At 61.4% G+C, this 26248-nt stretch carries 27 protein-coding genes and 3 tRNA genes; 14 read left to right on the top strand and 16 right to left on the bottom strand.

Translation table 11 applies throughout. The features are described from left to right. Positions 1–60 precede the first annotated feature (60 nt). Both V9F06_06635 and V9F06_06630 read right to left on the bottom strand, forming a co-directional pair. Complete coding sequence (locus V9F06_06635; protein MEI2617300.1) at positions 61–1788, bottom strand: NADH-ubiquinone oxidoreductase-F iron-sulfur binding region domain-containing protein; 1728 nt, start codon at positions 1786–1788, stop codon at positions 61–63. Further along, positions 1775–2314, bottom strand: a complete 540-nt coding sequence (locus V9F06_06630) for an NAD(P)H-dependent oxidoreductase subunit E (GenBank protein ID MEI2617299.1) — start codon at positions 2312–2314, stop codon at positions 1775–1777. The genes V9F06_06635 and V9F06_06630 overlap by 14 nt, the downstream gene beginning before the upstream one ends. 148 nt (positions 2315–2462) lie before the next feature. Here V9F06_06630 and V9F06_06625 point away from each other — a divergent pair, with 148 nt between their 5' ends. After that, a complete protein-coding gene (locus V9F06_06625; GenBank protein MEI2617298.1) occupies positions 2463–2876 on the top strand; it encodes a DUF1992 domain-containing protein in 414 nt (137 codons plus the stop codon). A 210-nt stretch (positions 2877–3086) separates the two neighbouring features. Here the strand turns inward: V9F06_06625 and V9F06_06620 are convergent, their stop codons facing one another. From V9F06_06620 to V9F06_06575, 10 genes are all read right to left on the bottom strand, one after another. Continuing rightward, positions 3087–3740, bottom strand: a complete 654-nt coding sequence (locus V9F06_06620) for a sigma-70 family RNA polymerase sigma factor (GenBank protein ID MEI2617297.1) — start codon at positions 3738–3740, stop codon at positions 3087–3089. Between the two features lie 59 nt (positions 3741–3799). Beyond that, positions 3800–4336: a bifunctional nuclease family protein gene (locus V9F06_06615; protein MEI2617296.1), complete on the bottom strand. Its 537-nt coding sequence runs from the start codon at positions 4334–4336 to the stop codon at positions 3800–3802. 74 nt (positions 4337–4410) lie between these two features. Continuing rightward, the gene (gene lepB / locus V9F06_06610) at positions 4411–5139 is read right to left on the bottom strand and encodes a signal peptidase I (protein MEI2617295.1); all 729 of its coding nucleotides are present in this window, start codon (positions 5137–5139) and stop codon (positions 4411–4413) included. A gap of 179 nt (positions 5140–5318) precedes the next feature. Beyond that, a complete protein-coding gene (gene tatA / locus V9F06_06605) occupies positions 5319–5525 on the bottom strand; it encodes a twin-arginine translocase TatA/TatE family subunit (GenBank protein MEI2617294.1) in 207 nt (68 codons plus the stop codon). Between the two features lie 88 nt (positions 5526–5613). After that, positions 5614–5835 carry a preprotein translocase subunit SecG gene (secG, locus tag V9F06_06600; GenBank protein ID MEI2617293.1) on the bottom strand — a complete coding sequence of 74 codons (222 nt, stop codon included), beginning with the start codon at positions 5833–5835 and terminating at the stop codon, positions 5614–5616. A 44-nt stretch (positions 5836–5879) separates the two neighbouring features. Then, positions 5880–6644, bottom strand: a complete 765-nt coding sequence (tpiA, locus tag V9F06_06595) for a triose-phosphate isomerase (protein MEI2617292.1) — start codon at positions 6642–6644, stop codon at positions 5880–5882. Beyond that, the gene (locus tag V9F06_06590; GenBank protein MEI2617291.1) at positions 6641–7819 is read right to left on the bottom strand and encodes a phosphoglycerate kinase; all 1179 of its coding nucleotides are present in this window, start codon (positions 7817–7819) and stop codon (positions 6641–6643) included. Before V9F06_06590 ends, tpiA begins: the two co-directional genes overlap by 4 nt. A 92-nt stretch (positions 7820–7911) precedes the next feature. After that, entirely contained in the window at positions 7912–8922 is a 1011-nt protein-coding gene (gene gap / locus V9F06_06585; protein MEI2617290.1) for a type I glyceraldehyde-3-phosphate dehydrogenase, read from the bottom strand. Positions 8923–9000: 78 nt separating this feature from the next. Continuing rightward, positions 9001–9939, bottom strand: a complete 939-nt coding sequence (gene yvcK / locus V9F06_06580) for a uridine diphosphate-N-acetylglucosamine-binding protein YvcK (GenBank protein MEI2617289.1) — start codon at positions 9937–9939, stop codon at positions 9001–9003. Beyond that, positions 9923–10348: a hypothetical protein gene (locus tag V9F06_06575; GenBank protein MEI2617288.1), complete on the bottom strand. Its 426-nt coding sequence runs from the start codon at positions 10346–10348 to the stop codon at positions 9923–9925. The genes yvcK and V9F06_06575 overlap by 17 nt, the downstream gene beginning before the upstream one ends. Before the next feature lie 340 nt (positions 10349–10688). On the opposite strand from V9F06_06575, the gene nusA reads away from it, so the two are divergent. The 13 genes from nusA to rsfS all read left to right on the top strand — a co-directional run bounded on the left by nusA (position 10689) and on the right by rsfS (position 21621). After that, positions 10689–12005, top strand: coding sequence for a transcription termination factor NusA (gene nusA / locus V9F06_06570; protein MEI2617287.1), 1317 nt, complete (start codon positions 10689–10691; stop codon positions 12003–12005). A 15-nt stretch (positions 12006–12020) separates the two neighbouring features. After that, on the top strand, positions 12021–12356 hold the full coding sequence (locus tag V9F06_06565; protein MEI2617286.1) for a YlxR family protein: 336 nt from the start codon (positions 12021–12023) through the stop codon (positions 12354–12356). Positions 12357–12408: 52 nt separating this feature from the next. Beyond that, on the top strand, positions 12409–14313 hold the full coding sequence (infB, locus tag V9F06_06560; protein ID MEI2617285.1) for a translation initiation factor IF-2: 1905 nt from the start codon (positions 12409–12411) through the stop codon (positions 14311–14313). Positions 14314–14391: 78 nt separating this feature from the next. Next, positions 14392–14793 carry a 30S ribosome-binding factor RbfA gene (rbfA, locus tag V9F06_06555; protein ID MEI2617284.1) on the top strand — a complete coding sequence of 134 codons (402 nt, stop codon included), beginning with the start codon at positions 14392–14394 and terminating at the stop codon, positions 14791–14793. Continuing rightward, positions 14790–15869 carry a bifunctional oligoribonuclease/PAP phosphatase NrnA gene (locus V9F06_06550; GenBank protein ID MEI2617283.1) on the top strand — a complete coding sequence of 360 codons (1080 nt, stop codon included), beginning with the start codon at positions 14790–14792 and terminating at the stop codon, positions 15867–15869. The genes rbfA and V9F06_06550 overlap by 4 nt, the downstream gene beginning before the upstream one ends. Beyond that, positions 15820–16788, top strand: a complete 969-nt coding sequence (gene truB / locus V9F06_06545; protein ID MEI2617282.1) for a tRNA pseudouridine(55) synthase TruB — start codon at positions 15820–15822, stop codon at positions 16786–16788. Before V9F06_06550 ends, truB begins: the two co-directional genes overlap by 50 nt. After that, positions 16785–17729, top strand: a complete 945-nt coding sequence (locus V9F06_06540; GenBank protein ID MEI2617281.1) for a bifunctional riboflavin kinase/FAD synthetase — start codon at positions 16785–16787, stop codon at positions 17727–17729. Before truB ends, V9F06_06540 begins: the two co-directional genes overlap by 4 nt. 50 nt (positions 17730–17779) lie before the next feature. After that, positions 17780–17852: transfer RNA gene (locus V9F06_06535), tRNA-Pro, on the top strand. A gap of 13 nt (positions 17853–17865) precedes the next feature. Beyond that, a tRNA-Gly gene (locus V9F06_06530) sits at positions 17866–17938 on the top strand. A gap of 195 nt (positions 17939–18133) precedes the next feature. Beyond that, positions 18134–19375: a glycogen synthase gene (gene glgA / locus V9F06_06525; protein ID MEI2617280.1), complete on the top strand. Its 1242-nt coding sequence runs from the start codon at positions 18134–18136 to the stop codon at positions 19373–19375. 72 nt (positions 19376–19447) lie between these two features. Beyond that, on the top strand, positions 19448–20962 hold the full coding sequence (locus V9F06_06520; GenBank protein ID MEI2617279.1) for a M81 family metallopeptidase: 1515 nt from the start codon (positions 19448–19450) through the stop codon (positions 20960–20962). 180 nt (positions 20963–21142) lie between these two features. Then, positions 21143–21214 (top strand) — tRNA-Ile (locus V9F06_06515). A gap of 59 nt (positions 21215–21273) precedes the next feature. Beyond that, on the top strand, positions 21274–21621 hold the full coding sequence (rsfS, locus tag V9F06_06510) for a ribosome silencing factor (GenBank protein ID MEI2617278.1): 348 nt from the start codon (positions 21274–21276) through the stop codon (positions 21619–21621). 231 nt (positions 21622–21852) lie between these two features. Here the strand turns inward: rsfS and V9F06_06505 are convergent, their stop codons facing one another. From V9F06_06505 to der, 4 genes are read right to left on the bottom strand one after another with little or no spacing between them, the layout of a single operon-like run. Continuing rightward, positions 21853–22926, bottom strand: a complete 1074-nt coding sequence (locus tag V9F06_06505; GenBank protein MEI2617277.1) for an MraY family glycosyltransferase — start codon at positions 22924–22926, stop codon at positions 21853–21855. A gap of 31 nt (positions 22927–22957) precedes the next feature. After that, entirely contained in the window at positions 22958–24208 is a 1251-nt protein-coding gene (gene glyA / locus V9F06_06500; GenBank protein MEI2617276.1) for a serine hydroxymethyltransferase, read from the bottom strand. 50 nt (positions 24209–24258) lie between these two features. Continuing rightward, positions 24259–24870, bottom strand: a complete 612-nt coding sequence (gene plsY, locus V9F06_06495) for a glycerol-3-phosphate 1-O-acyltransferase PlsY (GenBank protein ID MEI2617275.1) — start codon at positions 24868–24870, stop codon at positions 24259–24261. Positions 24871–24879: 9 nt separating this feature from the next. Next, complete coding sequence (gene der, locus V9F06_06490; protein ID MEI2617274.1) at positions 24880–26220, bottom strand: ribosome biogenesis GTPase Der; 1341 nt, start codon at positions 26218–26220, stop codon at positions 24880–24882. Positions 26221–26248 lie beyond the last annotated feature (28 nt).

Genomic DNA, 26248 nt, shown 5'->3' with positions numbered 1-26248 from the left:
GGCGCTCACATGAGCACCGCCGGCCTGTGTCATGATCGGTGGGTTGGCAAGAGGGTCGGGCTAGCCGTCTGCGGCGGTCGCCATCAGCGCGCGCGCGTGCATCGGGCAGTCGCCGGCGGCACAGACGCCATCCTCGACATGCTGGCGCCACTCTTCAGGAAACGCGCGCATCATACCGAGAACCGGCATCGGCGCAACCTGGCCCAGACCACACAGTGATAGCTCGATGACGTGCTTGCTTGTGCGCTCGATCAACTGCAGATCGGCCGATCGAGCACTGCCGTGGCGGATACGATCGAGAATCTCGGTGAGCGCAGGATTCCCCAGCCGGCACGGCGTGCACTTACTGCATGACTCGTAGCGATTGAATGCCATCAGGTAACGCGCGAAGCCAACAGAACAGACCGTGTCATCGAAGACGACGAATCCTCCCGAGCCGAGCATCGCCCCGAGCGATGTCAACGAATCGAAGTCCACCGGGTGGTCGATCTGATCTTCCCGAAGCGCGCCGGCAGAAACGCCGCCTGTCTGAACACCCTTGAACGCGTAGCCGTCCTTCATCCCGCCGTATACGTCGAAGATCAGATGGCGCAGGTTGACACCCATCTCCATCTCGACGACGCCGAGCCGCTTCAGCGGGCCCTGGAACGTGAAGAGCTTCGTGCCTTTGCTCTTCTCTGTTCCCAGACTGGCATACCACTCGCCGCCGTTTTTGATGACGAGCGGCGCATTGGCGATCGACTCCGTATTGTTGAGCATCGTCGGGCGTCGCCAGAGGCCTTCTTCGACGCTGCGTGGCGGCTTCGTGCGAGGTTGTCCCCGTTCGCCCATAACGGAGTACATCAGCGCGGAGCCCTCACCGCAGATGTACGCGCCGCCGCCGGCGCGAGCGCGAACTTCGACATCGAACCCGGAGCCCAGCACGTTCTCGCCGATCAGCCCCCATTCCTCAGCCTGGGCGACCGCTTTGCGGAACCGCTCCAATGCGAGGACATGCTCGCCGCCGACGTAGTTGTAGCCGCGGTTTGATCCGACTGCGTAACAGGCGATCAGGATGCCTTCGAGGACGAGATGCGGGTTGCTCTCGATGAGTTGACGGTCCTTATAGACATTCGGTTCGCCCTCGTGGGAGTTGATCGCGATGAACTTGGGCTCGGCGCGCGATCGCCGTGCGCTCTCCCACTTGATGCCGGCCGGGAACCCGGCGCCACCACGTCCGCGGACGCTCGCCGTCTTCATCTCCTCGATAACCTCATCCGGGGTCATCTCGAAGAGCGCCTTTTTCAGCGCACCGTACCCGCCACGCGCGATGTAGTCCTCAATCGATTCAGGGTCGATAACGCCCCAGTCGGCGGTGAGGAATTTTTTCTGCCCGGCGAAGAACGGGTGCTGCGCGATTGGCTGGATATTGCCGACCGGAGTATCAGCGAACGTGCCGACAGCGAGCTCTTCGTGCGGTTTGCCGGACTTCAGTGATGCGATGAGGTCTGGCACGCGGTCGGCGGTCACATTCGCGTACAAAATCGAGGGATGGTTTGGCCCCTGAACCACGACCGATGGATCTGCCCAGTTCCATCCGCCAGATCCGACTCGCTTCAGCGTGTAGGTCAGCCCCGACTCCTCGAGCAACAGCCGGAGGTAGTCGAAGGTCGCCAGCGCGCCCTTTGATTTGGACCACTCGCCAATCGGCACTCGGAAGACCCAGCTGCTGCCGTCGTGAAGCTTCGCCCAATCGGATGAAACCCTTTCGGCGTACTGTTCGAACGCCTGCCGATCAGTGAGCTTCATGATGACCCTCCGCCGGTCCCCGCCGGATGATTTCGGCGATCGCCTCGTTGAACCTGGCGATATCCAGGTTGCCGAAATAGTCGTGATGATCCACCTGCACGACCGGCGCAAGCTCGCAGACGCCGAGGCAGCCATTGACAACCTGGACAGTGAGCTCGCCGTCGGCAGTCGTTTCGTCTCCGGCGATGCCGTAGCGATCCTGCAACTCGTCGATCAGCTTCTGGCTACCAGCAACGAAACAGGCAGTGCCATGGCACAGCAGCATGAAGTGGTTGCCGGGGGGCTGTGTTCGGAAGTCGGCGTAGAACGTGAGCAACCCGAAGATACGGTTTTCGGTGACGCCGAGATGTTCGCCGATGATTTTGGCGGCCTCCGGCGATACCCAACCGATCAGGTGCTGAACATCCTGGCAAGCGCCGAGGATGAGTTCTTGCGCCTCCTCGTAGTCTCGCGGCTTGTAATTCGTCCGCAGTAGTTCGCGAACGCGTTCGAGATCCGACTCGCTGACGTGAACCTCCTGAGCCAATCCTGCGACCCTTCCGCTACCACCGCGTGTCGTTGGACGTGTATTGTCGCTGCGATGGGCCTGTGAGATGCTTCACGGGCGCTGCCGCGAGTATAGCAATGACCGATATGCCCCACAACAACACCGGCCCATGAGAGGTGATGCTTAGTTGTTCGAACAACTCGCCGACGAGAAGATTCGCGAGGCAATCGAACGGGGCGACTTCGATAATCTGCAGTCGGCTGGCAAGCGTCTCTCGTCGATGGATGATGACTATGCCGGCGATGACTGGATGGGCATCCACATCCTGCACAACGCGGGATTTCTTCCAGAGTGGCTCGAGTTGCGCAAACAGATCTATTACGAGCGGCCGGCCGTGCTCGCAGCGCTCCGCGAATGGGAAGACCAGATACGGCGGACAGGGTCACCCACACATGCGCTCTGCGTACGCGCGGGTGAGAACTACCGGAAGCGAGCCGCTGAGATCAATGCCAGGATCGACCTGCACAATATCCGCTGTCCGGGGATCATGTTCGAGTTGGCGCGGTTTCGAGAAGATGTGACGCCGAACAGGCTCGGCTAAGCGGACTGACACATCTTTCTCACGCGTTCCTTCAACTCATCTGGGGCGCTCACTTGTCGACAACGCTGACCGATCAGGCTGAGGACGTTTTCCTCGAATCGGAAATGCTCCCTGCACGGAGGGCATCGGTCCAGGTGCGCTTGCACCTCGCGCCGTTCTTCGTCTGACAGCTCACGGTCGATGAATTGGTACAGGTGTTCGATTGTCTGCTTACACGTGCCCATCAGCGTCGACTTTCCCAAGGACTCCGGACTCGACTGCCGCGTCGTACAGTTGGCGCTGAAGACGGCGGCGAGCGCGATAGAGACGAGACATCACCGTCCCGATCGGAATCTCGACGATCGATGCGATGTCGCGGTAGCTGAACCCTTCAACATCGGCAAGCAGGACGACCTGTCTGAACTCCTCAGGGAGCTCATCGATCGCGCTGATCACTCGATCGACCGAGAGTCTGCTGAGCACAATATCCTCTGGTCGCTCGACGCTCGGTTGGACGCCAGACTCGATGAGGTGATCGTAGAGGTAGAACTCTTCGATGTCGTCGAGCGAGGAGTTCGTTGGTCGACGCTGCCGGCGACGGTATTCGTTGATGTAGGTGTTCGTGAGAATGCGGAACAGCCACGCACGGAGGTTCGTCCCCTCGGTGAACTGGTGTAACGAGCGAAACGCCCGAAGGTATGTCTCCTGAACGAGATCCTCGGCGTCGGCCGCATTCCGTGTCATACGGAGCGCAGTCCTGTATAGCGCGTCGATGTGTTCAAGCGCACCCTGCTCGAGCCGTTCTCTCACCGGCCCGCTCACCGGAGACCCTCCGGCCGCGACAGGCGACTCACCTTCAACCTGACAAGCACAACACGAACTCATGTCCAGCTATTCCACACGACAGGCTGTTGTCGCGCCCGGTAACGCGTCACGAGTCTCCACTAGTTGTCCTTTTTCTGGCCGAAATCGTCGAGATCCAGCGTATCAATGAAATCACGGAACGCCGAGAGCCTCTCCTCAGGGATTGGCGACTCACCGTCGCCTTCGCCAGCATGATCGGTCTCTTCTTCGGCGTCATCATCAAGCTGAACGCCGGCGCGATCCATCACGGCATCCTCGACGAAGATCGGCGCTTTGGCGCGTACCGCGAGCGCAATCGCGTCAGAAGGTCGCGAGTCGATCTCAACGCCCATCCCATTTTGCTGAATGACAATGCGAGCGTAAAAGACATCGTTGTTAATCTCGGTGATGACGATGCGATTGACGTTCGCTCCGAGCTCGCCAATCACCGATCGCAACAAGTCATACGGCAAAGGGCGTGACGCGGCGATGCCCTGGAGCTCCATGGCGATTGCCTCGGCCTCGAACGCGCCAATCCAGATCGGGAGGTGCCGATCACCTTCGACCTCTTTGAGAATGACGACTCGTGCCTGGGTGACCAGGCTGACCCTGATGCTGTCGACGGTAGTCTCGATCATGTTCTTCGATGCCCTTCCGCGTCGGGCGTCCTGCACGATGGAGTACGTTCAGCCACGTTCGACGATCTGGCCGCCTATCGAGGATATGACGGCGTGGACAGGATACCTATATCATCTCCTGGCCAGTATGCGATCCAGGCCCGCCCAATGATCTGGTCGATCGCGATTGGCCCGAATGCCCGAGAATCGGACGAGTTCGCTCGATTATCGCCCAACACGTAGACCTGTCCATCGGGAATCGTAATCTCCTGCTGACCGAGTGTTCCCGCCCATGAGGTCGATACGCCGTGGAGATACGGTTCCTCGAGACGCTGTCCATTGATATAGACCGCGCCGTCGTGGATTGAGAGACGTTCTCCGGGCAGCCCAATCACTCGCTTGATATACGGCTTGCCTCGGTCGACGGGAGGGTGCAGCACGACGATGTCGCCTCGCTGCGGTGGATGGAGTGGGTAGACGATCTGCGAGCCGGATCGATCGACGAAGGGTAGCGCGTCGAGAATCCCGTTCACGTCGAAATGCCAATAGATGGCCCGGTTCACCAGCAGCATCTCGCCAGAATCCAGGTTCGGGGACATCGATTCACCGTCGACTCTGAAGTTGAGGACGATCGCGCGGACGGCGACAAATACCAACAGCGCGAGGAGGAGAGTCTCTACGATGTCCCACAGCATTCCGCGTTCGGTCTTTGGCGTCGGTTCCACGACGGGGAGATTCTGGGTATCTTCGGGTCCGGCGATTGTCGATTCACGACGGGGCGCCAGATCGCCGGGAGTTGGCTCGGTTCGGGAGCCTTCGAACATGATCGTTCGTCCTTTGATTACCGGCCATCGCGATCAGAATAGCCGGCCCGGAGTATATCGTCCCGAGCCAGAATGCTGGCGGGATTGTGGCGAGCTACTAATGGGGCAGGCGTCGGAGACGGCGATGCCCGGGGTTAACCCGGGCATCGCCGTGAACGCGTGGTATCGCGTGCTGAAATCTAGAGTTCTTCCTTGGCCGGCGTCGTTGGCTTGGTTGCTACTTCCTTTGTCTCAACCACCTTCGCGTCGGCTTCCTCGTCGACGTTGGTCTTGAATTCCTTGATGCCTTTACCCAGCGCGCCGCCGATCTCCGGGAGCTTGCCCACGCCGAAGATGATGACAACGACCACCAGGATGATTGCGAGTTCCGGCCACCCGAGAGGCATTGGTAGGTCCTCCTATTCGCCAACTGTGTTCGCGCTTGTGCGGCAGTATACCGCAGTTCTGTATACGTCTTCCAAGCCCGATTCGGCGCTACCGGAATATGGCAGCGATGATCGACAGGATGACGAAGACGACGCCGATTCCAATCGTGAAGTTGTACAGCGTTCGCTCAAACCCGCGTCGCGTCCGATAGATCGACGACGTGTCGCCGCCAAATGCCCCGCTGAAGCCCGATCCCTTTGACTGCATCAGAATGACAGCCATCAGCAGGAGCGAAACGATGATGATCGCGAGGTCAAGTGCGAACTTCAAGCAACGAGCCTTCCAGACGACCGGTCAACAACCGCCGAAGGATACTACACGCCGACAGCGCCAGCAGCCACCGCGATTGCAAGGAACGCATCGGCTTTGAGGCTCGCCCCGCCGATGAGTCCGCCGTCGACATCGGGTCGGCGAAATAGCTCGTCGGCGTTGTCCGGAGTCACACTGCCGCCATAGAGCACCCGGACCGCTTGGCCGGCCTCGCCGAAGCGATCCGTCATCCAGCGACGAATTGCCTCACACATCTCCTGAGCATCATCCGGTGTCGCGGCAACGCCCGTCCCAATTGCCCAGACCGGCTCGTACGCGATGACCAGTCGATCGAGATGACCGATGTCGACGCCGGCTAACCCTGCTCCCAGCTGACGAGTCACAACATCCAGGGCAGCGCCCGATTGTCGCTCGCCCAGGAGCTCGCCGACACAAAGGACCGACGTCAGCCCTGCGGTGAGCGTTGCGTCAACCTTCTGACCGACAAACTCGTCACTCTCTCCCATAACATGACGTCGCTCACTGTGTCCGGCAAGGATCATCTGACAGACCCCGACCAATGACCATGGCGAAATCTCACCGGTGAACGCGCCCGATTTCTGGATGTAACAGTTCTGGGCGCCCACCTGAACGCCACTGCCGCCGAGCTCGTCGCGGACCGATGCGATCCACGGGAACGGCGGGAACACGGCGAGGTCAACCCCGCGAGCTGCGCCGGCGCCACCCGCAATCGCGACGGCGAGCGCACGCGCCTCGTCCAGATTCGTGTTCATCTTCCAGTTGCCAGCGACGATCTTCGTGCGTGTCATGTAGTCACCTCCAACACCGCCACCCCAGGAAGCGTTCGTCCCTCAAGGTATTCGAGCGACGCGCCGCCGCCGGTCGAGATGTGATCGATTTTGTCGGCAAGGCCGGTCTGGTGGATCGCGGCGACCGAGTCGCCGCCGCCAACGATCGAATAGCCAGGCGACGAAGCAACAGCTTCTGCGACTGCCCGCGTACCGGCATCGAACGGAGCGACCTCGAACAGGCCCATCGGGCCGTTCCAGACGATCGTTGCCGCCCGGCGAATCCAGGCGTCGAATGCTGCGACCGAGGCCGGCCCGATGTCGAAGACCGCGTCGTCCCCTCCAACGTCCGTGACGGTTCGCGCGTTCGCGGCGTCGGCTGGCGACGTTGCAACGACGTAGTCTGTCGGGATGATGAGCGCGCAGGAGGAGTGTTCCGCGTCGCGCAGGATCTCTCTCGCTACGTCCAGGCTGCCCTGTTCGACAAGCGAGCGTCCCATCTCATGGCCTTGCGCTGCGAGCAGTGTGTTAGCGATGCCGCCCCCGACGAGGATCGCATCGGCGGCGCTGAGGAATTTCCGGATGACGCCGATCTTGTCGGAGATCTTCGCTCCGCCCAGGAGAACGACCAGCGGGCGGGCTGGATTGTCGAGCGCGCGGGCGAGCGCCGATAGCTCACGCTCCATGAGCAGGCCCGCTGCGCAGGGCAGCTTCCCCGCTACTCCGGCGGTGGAGGCATGAGCGCGGTGCGCCGCGCCGAAGGCATCGTTCACGTACACGTCCGCCAGCGCAGCAAGCTCGCTAGATAAGGCGTCGTCGTTCTGCTCTTCGCCCGGCTCGAACCGCACATTCTCAAGCAGCGCCACCTGGCCCGGCTGGATCTCCCTGGCGATCTGTTGCGCCGATGGGCCAACGACATCGTCGGCGAACGTGACCGGAGCGCCGAGCAGTCCCTCAAGTCGATCTGCAACCGGTCGGAGAGAATACTTTCGGTCGACCTTCCCTTTTGGCCGGCCAAGATGTGACACCAGGATCACGGACGCGTCCCGATCCAGCAATGCGTGAATCGTCGGCAGCGCAGCGCGGATGCGTGTGTCATCGGTGATTTGCTCACCATCGAGCGGGACATTGAAATCGACTCGGACGAGTACGCGCTTCCCGGTGACATCAAGCTGTTCGACTGTGCGAAATGCCATCGGCATCACTCCATTCCTTTGGCTACCGGACGTGACAGGCGGGCGGCAAATAGCCGCCCGCCCGAACCGTCATGGCTTGCGGGCTCGTGACTCTACAGACCCTGCGACGCAATCAGGTCTGTCAGGTCCGCCACGCGGCAGGAGTAGCCCCACTCGTTGTCGTACCAGGCGACAACCTTCGCGAGCCGTGAGCCAGTCACCGTGGTGAGTAGCCCGTCGACGATCGCCGAGTGGCTATCGCCGCGGTAATCACTCGAGACCAGCGGCTCGTCGCTGTAGCTGAGAATGCCCTCAAGTGCGCCGTTAGCTTCTTCTTCAAAGGCGGCGTTGATCGAGTCGGCAGTGGCATCGCTCTCCAGCTCGACCGTCAGATCGACGATCGAGACGGTTGGCGTCGGAACGCGCAGCGCGTATCCGTCGAACTTACCCTTCAGCTCCGGCAAAACCAGCGCAACAGCGCGGGCTGCGCCGGTAGTCGTCGGGATGATGCTGAGGGCGGCGCTGCGGGCTCGGCGCAGATCCGAGTGCGGGGAGTCGAGGATGACCTGATCGTTGGTGTAAGCATGAACCGTCGTCATGAGCGCATGGCCGATTCCAAATCGCTCGTGAAGAACCTTCGCGACCGGGGCCAGGCAGTTGGTTGTGCAGGACGCGTTCGAGATGATGTGATGCTTGGCAGGATCATACTGATCATCATTGACGCCGATTACCAGCGTCACGTCTTCGTTCTTGGCTGGCGCGGTGATGATGACCTTCTTGGCGCCCGCGTCCCGGTGTCCCTGCGCCTTGGTGGCGTCGGTGAAGAATCCGGTGGACTCGATAACGATATCAATGCCAAGGTTGCCCCACGGCAGATTCGCTGGCACTCGCTCGGCGAAGACCTTGATCTCGCGGCCATTGACCAACAACGAGTCACCATCGTACTCGACGTCGGCGTCGTAGATTCCGTAGGTTGAGTCGTACTTCAGAAGATGCGCGTTGGTGTGCGGATCGACCAGGTCGTTGATTGCGACGACCTCGATATCGTCGTACTCCTCATGGAGTGCTTTGAATACCTGGCGTCCGATCCGCCCAAATCCGTTGATCGCGATACGTGTCGCCATTCAGACCCTCCTGATTATCCGTGTCTCACCAATTGCCAGCCACGTGCGGATCTCCCGACCGGATCATCCCTCGGATGCTCAGGCCGCTCCCACCCGCGCGCGTTCGGACTCCGCTATCGCATAGCCGCGCCGTAATTCGGCGGGACGTTGCGCCACATCAGTCAGGTGCTCGCGCCCGATTGCCATCAGGGCATCGGCGAGCTTCTCCGGATCGTGCCGGAGCGGAAACTCGGGGTTGACGATATCGCGCTGATCTACCGTCATTCGCCCCTGAAACTCATGAAGCCCGTCAAATTCCACCGCACTGACGTGCCATTCCGGCTTGATGCGCGTCTCGGCGGGCGCCAGATTCGAGTTGATCAGCACGCGATCAATCCCAACGCCCGGGGCATGACTGGCGATCGCTCGCAGATGGTCGATCACCCGATATCCATCGGTTTCGCCGGGCTGAGTCGCGACGTTGCAGACGTAGACTTTCTCGGCCGGGGCGAAGCGGAGCGCGTGCGCGATGCCCTCGACCAGCAGGTTCGGCAGCACGGATGTGTACAGGCTGCCGGGTCCGAGAACGATCAGGTCCGCGGCCAGGATCGAGACGATGGCGGGATCGTACGCTTCCGCGTGCGACGGTGCGATCGAGAGCTGGGATATTCGCTTTCTCGCCAGCGGGATATTCGACTCGCCAACGACTTGCGTGCCGTCGTCCATCTCGGCTGACACGACGATGTCGTCGAGCGAGGATGGCAGAACCGTCCCTCGAATGTTGAGCACGCGAGACGACTCGATCACGGCTTGCTCGAAGCTTCCAGTAACCTGGGTCATCGCGGTAATGAACAAGTTGCCGAATGAATGGCCATCGAGCGCCGAGTCCGCGACTTCGAATCGATACTGAAAGAGGTCGCTCAGAAGCATCTCGGAGTCGGCCAGCGCGACGAGACAGTTACGAATATCACCCGGGGAGGGCATATTGAACTCGCTCCGTAGCCGGCCTGACGAGCCTCCATCATCGCCGACTGTCACGATCGCAGTGATCGAAGACGCTGTGTTGCTTGAGGCCACGCAGCAACGTCGAGAGACCGGTGCCGCCGCCGATCGTGACGATCCGGAGATCTGGCTCACTTACCCCAAAGCGATGCGTCGCAATAATCTCGGCGAGCGCCGGACCATTCGGCCGGGCGTCGAGGAATGGGCTGAGCAACGATCGGGAGAGTTGGAGAAATCCGAATATTGTGAAGCCGACCCCCGCGCTGACGACGAGGATCTCGCGGAAAGGGTGCGGGATGAACTGGAGGGTAACTGCCTGAACAAGGACGGTAGCCGACGCCGGGAACTCGTAATTACGATAGATCCAGGCGAGCCCCATCGCAAGGGCCAGGCTCGTCATGATTAAGCCGACCAGGAGAAGCAGGATCCATCGCTTGATCAGCATCCCAGGCCTGAGCCACGTTCGAAGCTTCATTGCCTGGACAACCCGCCTCCCACGCTCTGCTCCACGGCCCGACAAGTATAGCACGTCGTTCCCCGCTTCCCTCTTGGGCGGAGCCGCGAAAGGTTCGAGTTTCTGACCCCGGCTGGTATACTTTTCGGGTGGAACTGACTGGCCCTGAGTCGAAGTGGGCATTGCCCACTTTGTTTTGTGTTCAGGATCCGTCAGCGCGCCGCCGAGTGACCGACGATGTCGCCAGATCCAAGCCGGATGCCGGCCTTGCACTCCGTCGCCGAGGCGCGCGCCTCCAATATGCGCACGTCCCAAGGAGGTAGTGGCGAAGATGAAGAGCGACTTCTATATGGCGATCACCCAGATCGCTGCCGAGCGTGGGATTCCGAGAGAGGCCGTCATGGCCTCAGTCGAGCATGCGCTCAAGACCGTCTATCGAAAGATGGAAAACACCGAAGATAACGTCGATGTCGAAATCGATCCAGCTACGGGCGGCGTCCGGATTTTCGTTGTGAAGACCGTCGCCGAAGAGATTGAAGACCCGACCTCGGAGATCTCGCTGGAGGAAGCCCGGGCAATGGACCCCGACGCCTACATCGGCAAGATCTACCGTTGGGATCGCACCCCGAAGGATTTCGGGCGCATCGCCGCTCAGACAGCCAAGCAGGTTGTCCTCCAGCGCATTCGCGACTACGAGCGCGACAGCGTCTACGAGGAGTTCGCCGACCGGGTTGGCGAGGTGCTCAACGGTGTCATCCAGCGAGCCGATGCCCGAGCCGTGATCGTCGAGCTCGGTAAGGCTGAGGCGGTAATGCCCGTTCGCGAGCAGGTCGCAAACGAGCGCTACCGGCCCGGTCAGCGGCTGAAGGTGTATCTCCTTGATGTAAACAAAGATCCGCGCGGCCCACAGCTGATTGTCAGCCGCGCCAACGTGAGCCTGGTCAAGCGATTGTTCGAGCTGGAGGTGCCGGAGATCTATTCCGGCGCGGTCGAGATCATGAACATCGCCCGCGAACCGGGGCTCCGCAGCAAGGTCGCTGTCGCTGCGCGGCAGGAGAAGGTCGACCCGGTGGGGTCGTGCGTCGGCATTCGGGGCGTTCGAATTCAGAACATTGTCAACGAACTCATGGGCGAGAAGATCGACGTCATCGAGTATTCCCCCGACATCAACACCTTCATCGCCAATGCGCTTTCGCCGGCCAAGCCGATCAACGTCGCACTGAACGACGCGGACAAGGTCGCGAGGGTGATTGTTCCCACCGACCAGATGTCCCTCGCGATTGGCAAGGACGGCCAGAACGCCCGCCTGGCCTACAAGCTGACCGGCTGGAAGATCGACGTCAAGGATCCGGAGTCGCTACGCGAACAGAATGACGAGCTGTTCCGCGAAGCACGCGCGGGATTTTCCGCCGGGCCAGAAGACTTCATGATGCTCGGTCGACAGCCGCGGCTCGTGCGGCCCGACGGCACTATTTCGGTGCGCGACCGTGAGTTTGGGCCACTTTCCCCCGATCTCGTTGGCATGAGCGTCGATGTGGAGGTCGTCGGCAATATCCTGAACGTCTACTACAGCCGGGAGATCCGGGCAAAATACGATTACGACAATGGCAGCGAGCTTCCACTGTACGACGATGTAGCTACGGGATAGCGGCGGGAGCGAGTCATGGCGAATCCCTCACTTTCAACTCGATCACGCAAAGGGCCACGGCCTCGCCATGTTCCGCAACGTCTGTGCATCGCCTGTCGCGAGCACGATGCCAAACGAACCTACGTCCGCCTCGTTCGGACACCGGAAGGGACGGTCGAGGTGGACCCAACCGGGAAGCGTAACGGACGGGGCGCTTATCTATGTCGCCGACGATCGTGCTGGCAACGCGCGGTCGATTCGCGAGCGATTGACCGGGCCCTCAAGGTCCAGGTCGATGACGAGACTCGCGACAAATTGCTCGATTACGCACGGTCTCACTTTCCACCAGATGACGCGGCCCCGGCCGCCTGATCAGCATCGTTGCCCCGGTGGATGAAGAACTGCATGAGGAGAGGAACGCAACATGAGTGGAGCGAACAGGCGCCCGGGTGGTGGCGCAAACCGCGGAAGGCCGCGCGGCCGACGTGGTCCCCAGCGTAACGACGCGGGCGGCCGAGGACGAGGCGGCGTTGCGACGATCGCTCCGGTTCGGCCGGAGGGGCCGGCCACGCTGGGCTCAGTAATGAGTGTCGCCGAGCTGGCTGAGGCGCTCTTTGTCACACCGAATGACGTCATCAAAGAGCTGATGAACCAGGGCATCATGGCGACGATCAACCAGCAGGTCGACTTCGACACTGCCACCGGCGTTGCTACTGCATTCGGCGTCGAGACCGAAGAGCACGTCCCTGACGTTATCCAGGCCGCAACCGAGGAAATCGAAAGCCGTCGCGCAGAGGGCCAAAGCGACCCCGAAGCCACGACACGCCCGCCAGTCGTCACGATCATGGGTCATGTCGACCATGGGAAGACAAAGCTGCTCGACGCGATCCGCGAAACGAAGGTCGCCGAAGGCGAGGCTGGCGGGATCACTCAGCGAATCGGCGCGTATCAGATCGAGATTCAGGGTCGGAAGATCACCTTCCTCGATACCCCCGGCCACGAAGCGTTCACCGCCATGCGAGCCCGTGGCGCACAGGTCACCGACATCGCGATCCTTGTCGTCGCGGCGGATGACGGGGTGATGCCCCAGACGCGCGAGGCGATCTCGCACGTCAAGGCAGCCGGCGTCCCGATGATTGTCGCGATGAACAAGATCGACCTTCCCGCCGCGAACCCGGATCGAGTCAAGCAGCAGCTGTCCGACGCGGGCGTCATGCCCGAGGAATACGGCGGCGATGTGCCTATCGTTGAGGTGTCCGCGCGAGAGAAGCTCGGCATCGACGACCTGCTCGAGGTGGTGTTGCTTGTCGCCGACATCGCCGAGCTCAAGGCGAACCCGCTCAAGCCGGCAGTCGGGGTTGTGATTGAAGCCAAGATCGATCGCAGCCGCGGCGTGACGGCGACACTGCTTGTTCAGTCCGGCACGCTCAAGCCTCGCGACATCGTCGTGGCCGGCGCAACCTGGGGTCGGATTCGGGCAATGACCGATGATCACGGTCGGAAGATGCGCAAGGCCGAGCCAGCGACTCCGGTCGAGGTGCTCGGGCTGTTCGATCTTCCCGACGCTGGCGATCTGTTCCAGACCGTGGAGGACGAGCGCACTGCTCGCTCCCTCGCCGAGGAGCGAGCCCGTCAGCGTCGCGCAGAGGCGTTCCATCAGACGCGGGTTGTCAAGCTCGATGACATCTACGATCAGATGCAGGAAGGCGGCACCAAGGAGCTGCCGATTATCGTCAAGGCGGACCTGCAAGGCTCGCTGGAGGCACTGCTCGGTTCGCTCGTCAAGCTGAACGAGGAGTCCGGTTCCGTCAAGCTGACGACCGTGCTCAGCGGCACTGGCGCGATCAACGACTCCGATGTCAACCTCGCCACAGCGTCGGGCGCCGTAATCATCGGCTTCAATGTCCGGCCGGATGCGGCCGCCAAGCGTAGCGCGGACGCCGCCAATATCGATATCCGCTACTACGATGTCATCTATCATCTGATCGAGGACATCCGGGCTGCGATGTCGGGCTTGCTCGATCCGGAGAAGCGTGAGGCGACCGACGGGTATGCCGAGGTGCGGAACACATTCCGCCTTCCGAGCCGCGATGTTGTTGCCGGCCTGTACGTGCTTGACGGCAAGATCAATCGCAACTCGCGCGTGCGGGTATTGCGAAATGGGGCGGTGCTGACCGACACAACGGTGAGCTCACTCAAGCGATTCAAGGATGATGTGCGGGAAGTCGCCGCTGGCTACGAGTGTGGCTCGACGCTCGACGGATTCAACGATATCGAAGTTGGCGACCAGCTCGAGTTCTATCACATCGAAGAAATCGCCCGAACCTGATCGGGTCGGGCGTCAACGATCGAGGGTCAGGCTGCTGCAACACATGCCTGACGTTCGATCGTATGCCGGAGCGAGACGATGAGTGACCGGCGGCAGGAACGAGTGGCCGACCTGATTCGCGATGAGGTCAGCCTGATTATTCAACAAGAGATGGGTGACCCACGTCTCGGCATGGTCAGTGTCACCCAGGTCGAGATGAGTCCTGACCTCAAGTACGCACGGTTGTTTGTGAGCGTCTACGCTCCCGAGCCCGAGCAACGTGACGCGTTGGTCGCGCTCAACAACGCATCGGGCTTTATTCGGCACACGCTGGCTCAGCGTGTGCGAATGCGCACGGTTCCGGAATTGTCATTCCGACTCGACGGATCGATGGCCCACGCCGAGTCGATTGCCCGGATCCTTCGCGAGCTTGAGCCCGAGCTCGCGGCGTCGTCCGAAGGGGATGAAAAGCCGGGAACAGACGAGGCCGGTTCGGTGTGACGTCGGATGTCTCGCTCGACAACAGCGCGGCTCCGGATGCCAGCCACGAGTTGCTCGCGCAACTGCCAGCGCTTGCCTGCCAGCTACGGGAGCAGCTCAGCGGCGTCGAGCGGCTCGTCATTCTGACACACGCCAATGCAGACGCGGACGCAGTGGCGTCGGCGCTTGGCATAGCGACAATCTGCGGCAGCCTCGGGGTCGAACCACAGATAATCTCGACCGGTGATGGCCAGCTTCCACCAAACTTGACATTCATCACTGGATCCGATCGATTGCGGCTGGCCGACGTGCGCGCTGTCTCTGAGGCCGATCTCCTGATCCTGGTCGATTGCTCCGATGAGCGGCGGCTGGGTCCGCTCTACGATGAGATAGCCAGCGATCTGGAGCGGCAGCGATCGATCGTCAACATCGATCATCATGTGACGAACACACGCTTCGGCAGCTTCAACATCGTCATTCCAGAAGCGGCGGCGACGGCGGAGATCATCGCGGGCATCTGCGATGCGCTGGAGATTCCTCTCTGCGCGACAGACGCGACGACGCTACTCGCTGGCATCTATGGCGACACACTCGCACTGTGTACCCCGAGCACAACTCCGGCGACGGTCCGAGCCGCAGCGACATTGCTGGAGCGCGGGGCAAGCCTCGATCAGATCGTTGATCAGCTCTTCCGGCTCAAGCCCTACTCGTCGGTCCGCCTTTGGGGCGAGGCGCTGCAGCGGGCCCAATGGCAGGGTTCGTTGATCTGGACGCAGATCGAGCCGGATATGTTGGAGCGATGTGGCGCCAGTCGCAGCGAGGCCGAGGGACTTGTGAACTTTCTGGCCGGAACGATCGGCTCGCGCGCGTCCGCGCTCCTGTATCGGGAGTCGTGGGGCTGGCGAGTGAGCATGCGAACGATCGCCGATGATATCAACGTCGCCGACATTTTGCGTCGTTTCAGTGGCGGCGGACATCCGCGGGCGGCTGGCGCCCGCCTTGCGCCGGGCGATGATGCCCGGGATAGCTTCCTCGTCCACGTAGCTCGTGCGCTCGAGCCCGCAGATACCGACTGTGACAGTGACGCCTCGGTCTGATCTTCCCGATATCCACGGACTGATCGTCGTGGACAAGCCTCCTGGATGGACTTCCCACGACGTGGTGGCGAGAATCCGCCGGCTGGCGGGAATGAAGCGCGTCGGCCACGGGGGCACGCTCGATCCGTTCGCGACCGGCGTCGTTGTCGTCGCGGTTGGTCGCGCGACGCGGCTGCTGCAATACGTCCAGAATAGCGACAAACGCTATCTCGTTCACGCGGTCATGGGTGTCGCAACCGACACGCGGGATGTCGATGGCGATGTCGTGGGCCGCCACGCCGGCCCGGATCTCCCAAACCGAACAGACATCGAGTCGGCGCTCGCCAACGTTGTCGGAAACATCGAACAGGTTCCGCCAGCCTATTCGGCCATCAAGGTCCAGGGACGGAGACTGTATGAGCGGGCGCGGGCGGGCGAGGTTGTCGAGCCGCCGACGCGAACCGTTCGCATCGACGCGATCGATGTTCTCGATTACGATCAGCCCGACCTGCTCCTCGATGTCTCTTGCGGCAAGGGAACGTATATTCGCTCGCTCGTCCACGACCTGGGCGTGTCGCTCGGCTGCTATGCGTATTGCCACGGGCTACGACGGGTGCGCAACGGCCCGTTTTCCATTGCTGACGCATGGACGCTCGACGAGTTGGCAGAGTTGGACTTGCGAGAGCAATGGCCAGATGTTGCGATCCATCCCGACCGAGCTGTCGCCGACCTCGAGACGATCATTCTGGGCGGCCAAGCGACTGAGGCGTGGTATCATGGCCGACCGGTCGAGATAAGCGTTCCAGGAAGTCGGTCAGAGCCGGCCCTGGTGCGCGTGTACACCGTTGACGGTGCTTTCGCGGGTATTGGCCGGATCGAGGCAAATGCCACGTTGCGCCCGTCGTTTGTGTTTTCGGCGATCGAGAAAGGCCAGGTGTGACGACGGCAGCAGAGGCAGCGAAAGCGAAACTGGCAGGGGCCGGCGGCCAGCCGCATGTCGTTACGATTGGCAACTTCGACGGCGTCCACCGCGGACACCAGTACCTCATCCAGCAGGTGGTCGATGCCGCTCAACACCGCAGCGTTCGGTCGTTGGCGATCACATTCGAGCCACATCCCGGCGCTGTGTTGCGTCCCGACCATTCGCCGGAACGACTCGCGACGGCCGACGAGAAGCTGAGACTCCTGCGCGCGACCGGGTTGGACAACGTCGTGACGCTGGAGTTTTCCCGCGAGTTTGCCAACCTCGAGCCGGTGGCATTCCTGGATCTCGTGCTCTCCACGGTCGCGCCAGTCGAGGTGTTTGTTGGAGAGGGATTCCGCTTCGGGCATGGTCGCGCTGGCGACGGCGCCACTATCCAGCAATTCGGCGATCGGCATGGTTTTGATACGACCATCGTCACCAGGTTGCGCGACGATGAGCATATGATCAGCAGCTCCAATATCCGCGCGGCACTCAAGGCTGGCAACGTGGAGGACGCGTCTCGCTGGCTTGGACGACGGTATCGACTACTGGGCACCGTTGAGCACGGCGCCGCTCGCGGTCGTGAGCTTGGGTTTCCGACCGCGAATCTCACAGCCGATGCCGCCGTTTGTGTTCCTGGCGATGGTATCTATGCCGCACTCGCCCATCTGCCAGACGCACAGATGTCCGCGCGTAAGGCGCTCGTCTACGTTGGGACCCGCCCGACATTCGACAGCGGCGAACGGTTGGTCGAAGCGTATATTCTCGACTTCAACGGCGATCTGTATACTCGGGAGCTTGAGGTCGAGTTCGTTGCGTTCGTTCGCGGTGACCAGACATTCCCGAGCGCCGAGGCGCTTTCAGCGCAGATGGCGGACGACGAACGTTCCGCTCGAGAGATTCTCGCTGGCATCTGAGATTCAGCATCGTTCGAGGCGTGCCGGCGCGGTATACTTGATTCCGCGAACGGGGTGTGGCGCAGTTGGCAGCGCGCGGCGTTTGGGACGCTGAGGTCGGAGGTTCGAGTCCTCTCACCCCGACCGATCCCACTTCGCGGGGGTAACTCAGCTGGTAGAGTGTCTGCCTTCCAAGCAGAATGTCGCGGGTTCGAATCCCGTCCCCCGCTCCCTTCAGCATCTTTCCCGGTAGTCCCCCAGACAGATGTCCATCGCCCTATCTCGCCACGGCCTATTATGTCATTCTATTGAGACCACAGATCCCGGTGTCCGGTCATGAGACATATCGGTGATACGATCATCGTCGTGGTGTTCAGGCGCCAGCGCGCCGAACCTATGCGATCCACCGATCACCTGGAGGTTTCGTGGCAGATCTCGAGCGCGTTGCTCTCTTTACGAACGAATACCCGCCGAACGTCTATGGCGGCGCCGGTGTCCACGTCGAGTATCTCAGCCGTGCATTGGCGAGGCACCTCTCCGTTGAGGTTCGCTCCTTCGGGAAACAGAATGTCATCGCAGGTCAACTGCGGGTTCGCGGGTATGAAGGTTGGTCGGAGCTTCAACATGGCACCGACCCACGCTATCGCGGCGCACTCGACGCCCTCTCCCGGAGCCTCGCGATGGCGAAGGATACGCTCGAGGCACAGGTAGTCCATTGTCACACCTGGTACACGGATATGGCCGGCTTCCTCGCTCGGATGCTGTGGGACGTGCCATTCGTGCTGACGACGCATTCACTGGAACCACTCCGGCCCTGGAAGGTCGAGCAGCTTGGCGCTGCCTATCACATGAGCGCGTGGATGGAGCGCAGCGCGATCGAATCGGCCGACGCGGTCATCGCCGTTTCGCAAGAAACACGGAACGATATCCTAGCGAACTTCGCCGTCGCGCCTGAGCGAGTTCATGTCATTCACAACGGCATTGATCTGGATGAGTATCAGCGCGACCCGGCCACCGACGCGATCGTCGCGCGCGGGGTCGATCCAACGCGCCCATATGTGCTCTTTGTCGGGCGGATCACTCGCCAGAAGGGGATCCTGCACCTCGTCAATGCAATACCATCGATCGACCCTTCATTGCAGATCGTGTTGTTGGCGGGCGCCCCTGATACGCCTGAGATCGGCAGAGAGATGGCCGAGCGGGTCGCTGAGGTTAGCGCCGGCCGGCCAGATGTCATCTGGATTGATGAAATGCTGCCTCGGCCGGAGGTTATCCAGTTCTATTCGCACGCCGCAGTATTCTGCTGTCCGTCGGTCTACGAGCCGTTCGGGATCATCAATCTCGAGGCGATGGCCTGCCGGACACCCGTCGTTGCATCCAATGTTGGTGGCATCCCTGAGGTTGTCGTGCCGGGTGAGACGGGGTTGCTTGTCGACCTTGTGCTTCGTCCGGGCACGTTCGACCCGATCGACCCAGAAGGGTTCTCCGCGTCGCTCGCGGCAGCCATCAACCGGGTCGGGATGGATCCGGCGCTCCAACGTACATTCGGTGAACGTGGGCGAGCAAGGGTCGAGGCGCATTTCTCGTGGGACGCCATTGCTGAGAAGACGATCGATCTCTATCGGCAGGTGATCGACGAGTATCGCCGGCCAGTGGACTCGCTCTAGCGGGTGTTGTTCTCTCCCTGCATCACGGCGATACTGCCACCAATGGCTTGATGACGGAGGGAGATACCCAGCATGAAGATCGTGACCGGCGGCATTGCGCAGGAAACGAACACCTTTCAATGGGAACCGACGAGCCTGAGTGATTTCACGAAAGGCTCCAGCAGCATCGCTCGCGGTCAGGAGATCCTCGACCTCGATGGAACTGGCGGCATCTACGGCGGCATCGTCGCCGAAGCACGTCGTCAGGGAGTCGAGTTGATCCCGACGACGTACGGACAAGCGGTGCCCGGCGGCAGAGTCTCGCGCGAGGCGTTCGAATCGCTGAGAGATGAGATTCTCGCCGGAATTCGCGCGGCCATGCCGGTGGATGGTGTGCTGCTTGGCATCCACGGCGCGATGGCGCTGGAGCACTCAGATGACGGCGAAGGACCCCTGATCACCGCCGTTCGCGAGCTGGTCGGTCCCGACGTGCCGATCGTTGCGCCGCTTGACTTGCACACGAACCTTTCCGACGAAATGATGGGTGAGGCAACCGCGTTCGTCGGCTACAAGGAGTACCCACACATCGACATGCCGGAGACAGGCCGGCAGGCGATGCAGATTCTGATCGACACAATCAATGGCAACGTTCGCCCCGAGATGGCTTACGTCAGAGTGCCATTGATCGCGCCGAACCAGTCGATGGTCACCACATGGCAATCACCGCTGAAGGATGCGATCGACCGCGCACGAGACATGGAGCAGGAACCCGGAATCCTCGCCGCAACAGTTCTCGGCGGATTCCCCTTTGCCGATGTGCCATTCACCGGGGTCGCGACGATCGTCGTTGCCGATGGAGATCGGGAGCTTGCCCAACGCTACGCGGACGAGCTCGCTCAGATGTGTTGGGATCGGCGCGAGAAGTTCACGATCCATCCAACACCGATTGCGGCAGCAATCGACGACGCGCTGGCCGGCGAGCCTGGTAGCGTCTACGTGCTGGCCGATATCTCCGATTCGGGCGCCAGCGGCACGGCAGGCGACGGCGCCGAGGTGCTGAGAGGGCTGCTAGAGGCAAACGCCAAGTCTGCAGCGGTGGCCCAGATTATGGATCGCGACGCGGTTCAAGCGTGCATTGACGCGGGCGTTGGCGCAACAGTGACACTCTCGGTTGGCGGGAAGCATGACAGGCGCCATGGCGAGCCCGTCGAGGTGACCGGCATGGTACGACTGATCCACGAGGGTCGCTTCCCGATGGGCGGCGTCATGGGTCGTGGCGGGACTGCTAGCCGCGGCCGGACTGTCGTTCTGGAGATCGACGGACCTGGAGGAATCGAGCTGCAACTGACCGATCTACGCGGTCACCCGAATGACCTGAATTTCTTTCGCGCATTCGGGATTGAGCCCACCGAACGCCGAATCCTCGTGCTCAAGAGCGCCGCCCACTTCCGAGCAGCGTTCGAGCCGATCGCCACAAAGGTCATCGAGGTGGACGCGCCGGGTATCAGCAGCCCCAAGCTTGATTCGTTCGACTACAAGGCATTGCGCCGCCCGATCTACCCACTGGATCCGAACCTTGAATGGTCACCGGCGGACGCGCGGAGGTAGTGGGCTGGCGCATCGGGTTCGTTGATTCAATGGGATATGTCGTGCGGAGGTGGACACCATCGACCGGCACAGAACGCTGCGAATGATTCAGTGGGGTTCTGTGTCGGTTTCGTTCACGTCCTGTCGCGGCTGTCATCGGTATACTGATGGCCGCACCGACGTGAACCGTCGGCCGGCAGCGGGCCTGTAGCTCAGCGGCAGAGCAAGGGGCTCATAACCTCATGGTCGCAGGTTCGATTCCTGCCAGGCCCACGCATTGATGTTGTAGCCGAACATCGGTATTATGTGTGTACGTACATACTCGGAGGACAATGCCTGAGCCAATCGACGTTGCTCGTAGTATCGCGGAGTTAGCATCCGATGCCCTGGCGACCAATATCACGGTGCTGGATATCGGCAAGCTTTCGGTCATCGCCGATATGTTCGTCGTCTGCTCGGCCGACAACTCTCGTCAGTTGCGAGCCGTTCAAGAGGATGTGACCGAGGGGTTGCTGGAACACGGGATCAGGCCGCTCCGCGTCGAGGGCACCTCCGAAACCGGATGGATCCTGCTGGATTATGGTGATGTCGTCGTGCACCTCTTCACCGAGGATCAACGACAGTTCTACCGACTCGAGGATCTCTGGTCGGAAGCGCCAAGACTACTCGTTATTCAGTAGAGGTCGGGGACGCAGCCAGAGGGGATGGCAAGGGGATGGAACGCTCGGAGTCCTTTGTAGCCGGGGTGATTGTGCTTGTAACGCTCGCACTGGCAGCCGGCGTTGCGGCGCTTATGCGCGAATCATCCAGACGCGAACTGCTCACAACGACGATCCGACGATCTGAACCAAGGCATCCGCGCCGAGAGCTGCTCGCACAGTAGTCATCGCGAACCGGCGGACTGGTGGAAGCTACTCCGTCGCGTTGCGGTGAACTGGCCGTCGGCGCGCCAGCCAGGTAATCACGCCCAGTAGCCCGATCGCCATCAGCATCAACACATAGAGCTTGGATTCGCGAGTCGGCAACAACAACGACAGCGCGCCAAATCCGGCCGTCAGTGCGGCAAAGCAACCGACGACCTGCGGCTGCGTAAGTCCTGCGTCGAGCAGCCGGTGGTGCAGATGTCCTCGGTCAGCAACCACCGGCGACCGGCCGTGCATCAACCGATAGACGATTACCCAGGCGGTGTCGAGGATCGGAATACCCATCGTAAGCAGTGTCGTGGCGATCTTCGCGCCACCGATGACACTGATTGTTGCTAGCGCGAACCCGAGAAACATAGCGCCAGAATCACCCATGATGATCCGCGACGGATACCAGTTGAATGGCAAGAACCCGATGATTGCGCCGGCCAACGCAATCGCGAGGAGTGAGATCGTAAACTGGGGGTCGCCGGGCGGGCGGAAGAACGTGTGCAGGAAGAGCACGACGCTAGCGACGAGCGCAATCGTGCCGGCCAGCCCATCGAGCCCATCCGACCAGTTAACGGCGTTCATCATGCCGACGATCCAGAAGATGGTGAACGCCGCCGCGATGACAACCGGTAGCCGAACCGTCCCCACCCAGGGAGCGTTGAACTGATCAACGATGATCCCGTAGTCACTGCCGCGCCATCGCGGGACGACGACGAGCGCCGCCGCAATGATCTGCAGCGCTAGCTTCGGTATCGGCGGGATGCCGACGATATCATCGAACGCCATCACTCCGACCACGAGTGTCGCCCCAACAAGAAGCAGGATGATCCGCTCGACTTCGATCTGGAAACGATCGACCGGCAGCGCAAACGAAACGCCCACCGCGACGACGAAAGCCAGGTAGATCCCGAGCCCACCGATGCGAGGCACCGGTTTCGTATGAACTCGCCGGGCTTCCGGCATGTCGAACAGGTTCGCCTGCACCGCGAGCGAGCGGAGCCGGGGAACCACCGTATAGGAGACGGCGAACGCGACAATGCCGACGATAGCAGCGACGAGCCAATGCGGCATCGGTCAGCGCCTCCGATGGCGCGCGCACGGCTCAGGCATCAACGCCGACGCCTGGCAGCGGATATCCCGCGGCCAACTCATGAACTTCTGCGCCAATCCGTCCGATGAGCGCTTCATCGTCCGGAGCGTGGACAATGTCGGCGATCCAGGAGCCGATTCGCCGCATGTCATCGGGGCTGAACCCACGAGTCGAAACGGCTGGGGTGCCGAGTCGAATGCCACTGGTTTGCATCGGTGGCCGCGAATCATTCGGGATCGCATTCTTGTTGACCGTAATGCCGGCCGCTTCGAGTGCGCGCTCCGCCTTGCGGCCACTGATGCCTGCCGTGGTCAGGTCGACGAGCAGCAGGTGGTTGTCGGTGCCGCCGGAAACGACGCGCAAGCCGTGCTCCTGTACGGTCTCACTGAGCACGCGGGCGTTCTCCAGGACAAGATCGATGTAGTCACTGAATGCCGGCTGTAGCGCCTCGCCAAACGCAACCGCTTTGCCAGCGATCACGTGCATCAGCGGCCCTCCCTGAAGCCCGGGGAAAAGCGTCTTGTTCACCGCCGCGGCTCGCTCCTCATCGGCCATGATCATTCCACCACGTGGGCCGCGGAGCGTCTTGTGCGTCGTCGTCGTGGTGAGGTGGGCGCTGCCAATCGGCGTTGGGTGCTTCCCAGCCGCGACGATCCCGGCAATATGCGCGATGTCGGCCATGACGAATGCACCGACCTCATCGGCGATCTCCCGGAATCTGGAGAAGTCGATCGTTCGCGAATACGCGCTCGCGCCGCAGACGATCATCTTCGGCTGAACACGCCTCGCCACGTCACGCACAACGTCGTAATCGATCGTTTCGTTGTCTTTCGACACGCCGTAGAAGTGTGCCTCGAAGATCTGCCCGGAGAAGTTGACCGGTGATCCGTGCGTCAGATGGCCGCCTTCTGACAGGTTCATCCCGAGAATGCGATCTCCTGGCTTCAACACCGAGAGGTAGGCGGCCAGATTCGCTGACGCGCCCGAATGAGGTTGAACGTTCGCGTGGAATGCGCCGAACAGTTGTCTGGCTCGGTCGATCGCCAGATTCTCGGCCTGGTCCACGAACTCACAACCGCCGTAGTAGCGCTTGCCGGGCAACCCTTCGGCGTACTTGTTCGTGAGGACGCTGCCGACAGCCTCCATCACCGCGGCACTGGTGAAGTTCTCCGATGCGATGAGCTCAATCGTGCTCTGTTGCCGGCGCTCCTCCAACCGGATGATCTCGGCGATGTTCGGGTCTACCTTCTCAAGCTCGCTCACCTGCGCTCCGATTCATTCAATACGCGCACGCCCCAGGGCGCTCACGAGGGTCAATGCGCCTCCGCCGGGGTTCTGCCAAGCTTGCGCTCGGTGCCCGCGCGAAGACGATCAATATTCGACCGATGCCGATAGATGATGATCGCACCGGCTGCCAGACCAAACACCACGGTCTCCCACGACACAGCGCCCACCCAGGCCAGCACCGCAAACAGCACCGGCGTCGATAGCGCCGCCACGACGGAGCCGAGGGAGACGTAGCGTGATGTCGCGATCGGAATGACCATGATCGGGATCAGCAGAAGCATCCATGGAGACAGGGCGAATGCGGCGCCCGCGCCAGTGGCAACGCCCTTGCCACCGCGAAATCGCAGCCAGACGGGCCAGCAATGGCCGGCAACGACAGCAACACCCGCCAACGAGACCCACAGCTCCGCGACGCCCAGCCAGCGAGCCAGCAGGATCGCTGCGACGCCTTTTAGCAAATCGACGACCAGGACGATAATCCCCCAACGTGTCCCGAGCGCGCGTTGCGCATTTGTCGCCCCGGTGCCGCCACTGCCAATACTGCGAAGATCGACCCCTGCGATAAAGCGAGTCAGCAGATAGCCGGTTGGGAGGGTTCCCAGCAGATAGGCGATCAGCAGTGCGGCAAGCTCGCTCACCCTCGGCCTCTACTCATCATCACGACGCCGACCACGGAAGTGCAACACGATCGGTGTTCCGTCGAACCGATACTGATCGCGGAGCTGATTCTCGAGGTAGCGTTCGTAGGAGAAGTGAACCGATTTCGGATCGTTACAAAAGAAGACAAAACGCGGCGGCGAAATGTCGATCTGTGTCGCATAGTAGAACTTGACCCACTTGCCCGATCGCGAAGGTGGCGGATGATGGGCTACAGCATCACGAAGAAGGCGGTTGAGCTCGCCGGTGCCGATCCGCTTATGGCGCTCCCCGATGACATGAAGCGCCACTTCGATGATCTGGTTGACGCGCTGACCGCTCAATGCGGACACGAAGATGAGGGGCGCCCACGACGCGAAATTGAATGCCTCGGCCGCCTTCGCCCGAAATGCATCCATCGTCCGGTGATCCTTTGTGACAAGGTCCCACTTGTTGACAACCAGCACGAGGCCCTTGCCCTGCTCGACAACGTAGCCTGCGATGTGCTGATCCTGGGCAGTAAACCCCTCGTCAGCATCAATGACGACCAGCGCGACATCGGCGCGATCGACCGCGCGCTCCGAGCGAAGAACGCTGTACTTCTCGATACCCGACTCGATCCTGCCCCGTCGCCGGATACCGGCCGTGTCGATCAGCAGGACACGATTCCCGGCCCAGTCCACAATGCTGTCGATCGTGTCTCGAGTCGTGCCAGGCAGATCGGCGACAATCGATCGCTCGGATCCCAGCAGCGAATTCAGCAGCGCAGATTTTCCCACGTTTGGCCGGCCGACAATGGCAATTGCGGGGAGATCCTCTTCTTCCTCAGTCTCATCGGCGCGTGGCAATTGACGAACGACCTCATCAAGAAGGTCGCCGGTTCCAATCCCATGCAACGCCGAAAAGGGGACGGGTTCGCCGAGCCCAAGCTCGAAGAACTCCCAGGCAGCCTCGCGACGCGATTCGGTCTCGGTCTTGTTCACGCCAAGCACGGCCGGCTTGCCTGACTCACGAACAACTCCCGCAACGTCGAGATCGGCGGCAGTCAGGCCGCCTTTGCCGTCGACAAGGAAGAGAACGACATCCGCTTCCTCGATCGCAACCCGCGCCTGCGCTTGAGTGCGCTCCCCGATCTGGCGGGTGGTGAGTCGCCCCAGCTCGTCGTCATCCTGCAGACCACCCGTGTCGATGACGGAGAACTCGACACCCATCCACTCCGCGTCACCGTAGATGCGGTCACGCGTTGTTCCAGGCACATCCGACACAATCGCGCGTCGCTCACCGACGAGACGATTGAACAGCGTCGATTTTCCGGTATTCGGCCGGCCGACAATTGCAACGATCGGTTTCACGATGAGAAACACTTCCAGACGAGTAGAC

The organism is Thermomicrobiales bacterium (assembly GCA_037045155.1).
Lineage (GTDB): Bacteria > Chloroflexota > Chloroflexia > Thermomicrobiales > CFX8 > JAMLIA01.
Note: the sequence above shows the minus strand (reverse complement) of the source record. Positions and strands in the feature narration are given on the sequence as shown.

What these genes read in the sequence shown, in the direction of transcription:
- V9F06_06590 (MEI2617291.1), bottom strand. Translation starts at nt 7,819, where the DNA reads ATGGCATTTCGCACAGTCGAACAGCTTGATGTCACCGGGAAGCGCGTA.
- nusA (MEI2617287.1), top strand. Translation starts at nt 10,689, where the DNA reads ATGAAGAGCGACTTCTATATGGCGATCACCCAGATCGCTGCCGAGCGT.
- V9F06_06635 (MEI2617300.1), bottom strand. Translation starts at nt 1,788, where the DNA reads ATGAAGCTCACTGATCGGCAGGCGTTCGAACAGTACGCCGAAAGGGTT.
- lepB (MEI2617295.1), bottom strand. Translation starts at nt 5,139, where the DNA reads ATGTTCGAAGGCTCCCGAACCGAGCCAACTCCCGGCGATCTGGCGCCC.
- rsfS (MEI2617278.1), top strand. Translation starts at nt 21,274, where the DNA reads ATGCCTGAGCCAATCGACGTTGCTCGTAGTATCGCGGAGTTAGCATCC.
- V9F06_06620 (MEI2617297.1), bottom strand. Translation starts at nt 3,740, where the DNA reads ATGAGTTCGTGTTGTGCTTGTCAGGTTGAAGGTGAGTCGCCTGTCGCG.
- tatA (MEI2617294.1), bottom strand. Translation starts at nt 5,525, where the DNA reads ATGCCTCTCGGGTGGCCGGAACTCGCAATCATCCTGGTGGTCGTTGTC.
- infB (MEI2617285.1), top strand. Translation starts at nt 12,409, where the DNA reads ATGAGTGGAGCGAACAGGCGCCCGGGTGGTGGCGCAAACCGCGGAAGG.
- V9F06_06565 (MEI2617286.1), top strand. Translation starts at nt 12,021, where the DNA reads ATGGCGAATCCCTCACTTTCAACTCGATCACGCAAAGGGCCACGGCCT.
- tpiA (MEI2617292.1), bottom strand. Translation starts at nt 6,644, where the DNA reads ATGACACGCACGAAGATCGTCGCTGGCAACTGGAAGATGAACACGAAT.
- V9F06_06505 (MEI2617277.1), bottom strand. Translation starts at nt 22,926, where the DNA reads ATGCCGCATTGGCTCGTCGCTGCTATCGTCGGCATTGTCGCGTTCGCC.
- gap (MEI2617290.1), bottom strand. Translation starts at nt 8,922, where the DNA reads ATGGCGACACGTATCGCGATCAACGGATTTGGGCGGATCGGACGCCAG.
- rbfA (MEI2617284.1), top strand. Translation starts at nt 14,392, where the DNA reads ATGAGTGACCGGCGGCAGGAACGAGTGGCCGACCTGATTCGCGATGAG.
- V9F06_06520 (MEI2617279.1), top strand. Translation starts at nt 19,448, where the DNA reads ATGAAGATCGTGACCGGCGGCATTGCGCAGGAAACGAACACCTTTCAA.
- V9F06_06575 (MEI2617288.1), bottom strand. Translation starts at nt 10,348, where the DNA reads ATGCTGATCAAGCGATGGATCCTGCTTCTCCTGGTCGGCTTAATCATG.
- V9F06_06615 (MEI2617296.1), bottom strand. Translation starts at nt 4,336, where the DNA reads ATGATCGAGACTACCGTCGACAGCATCAGGGTCAGCCTGGTCACCCAG.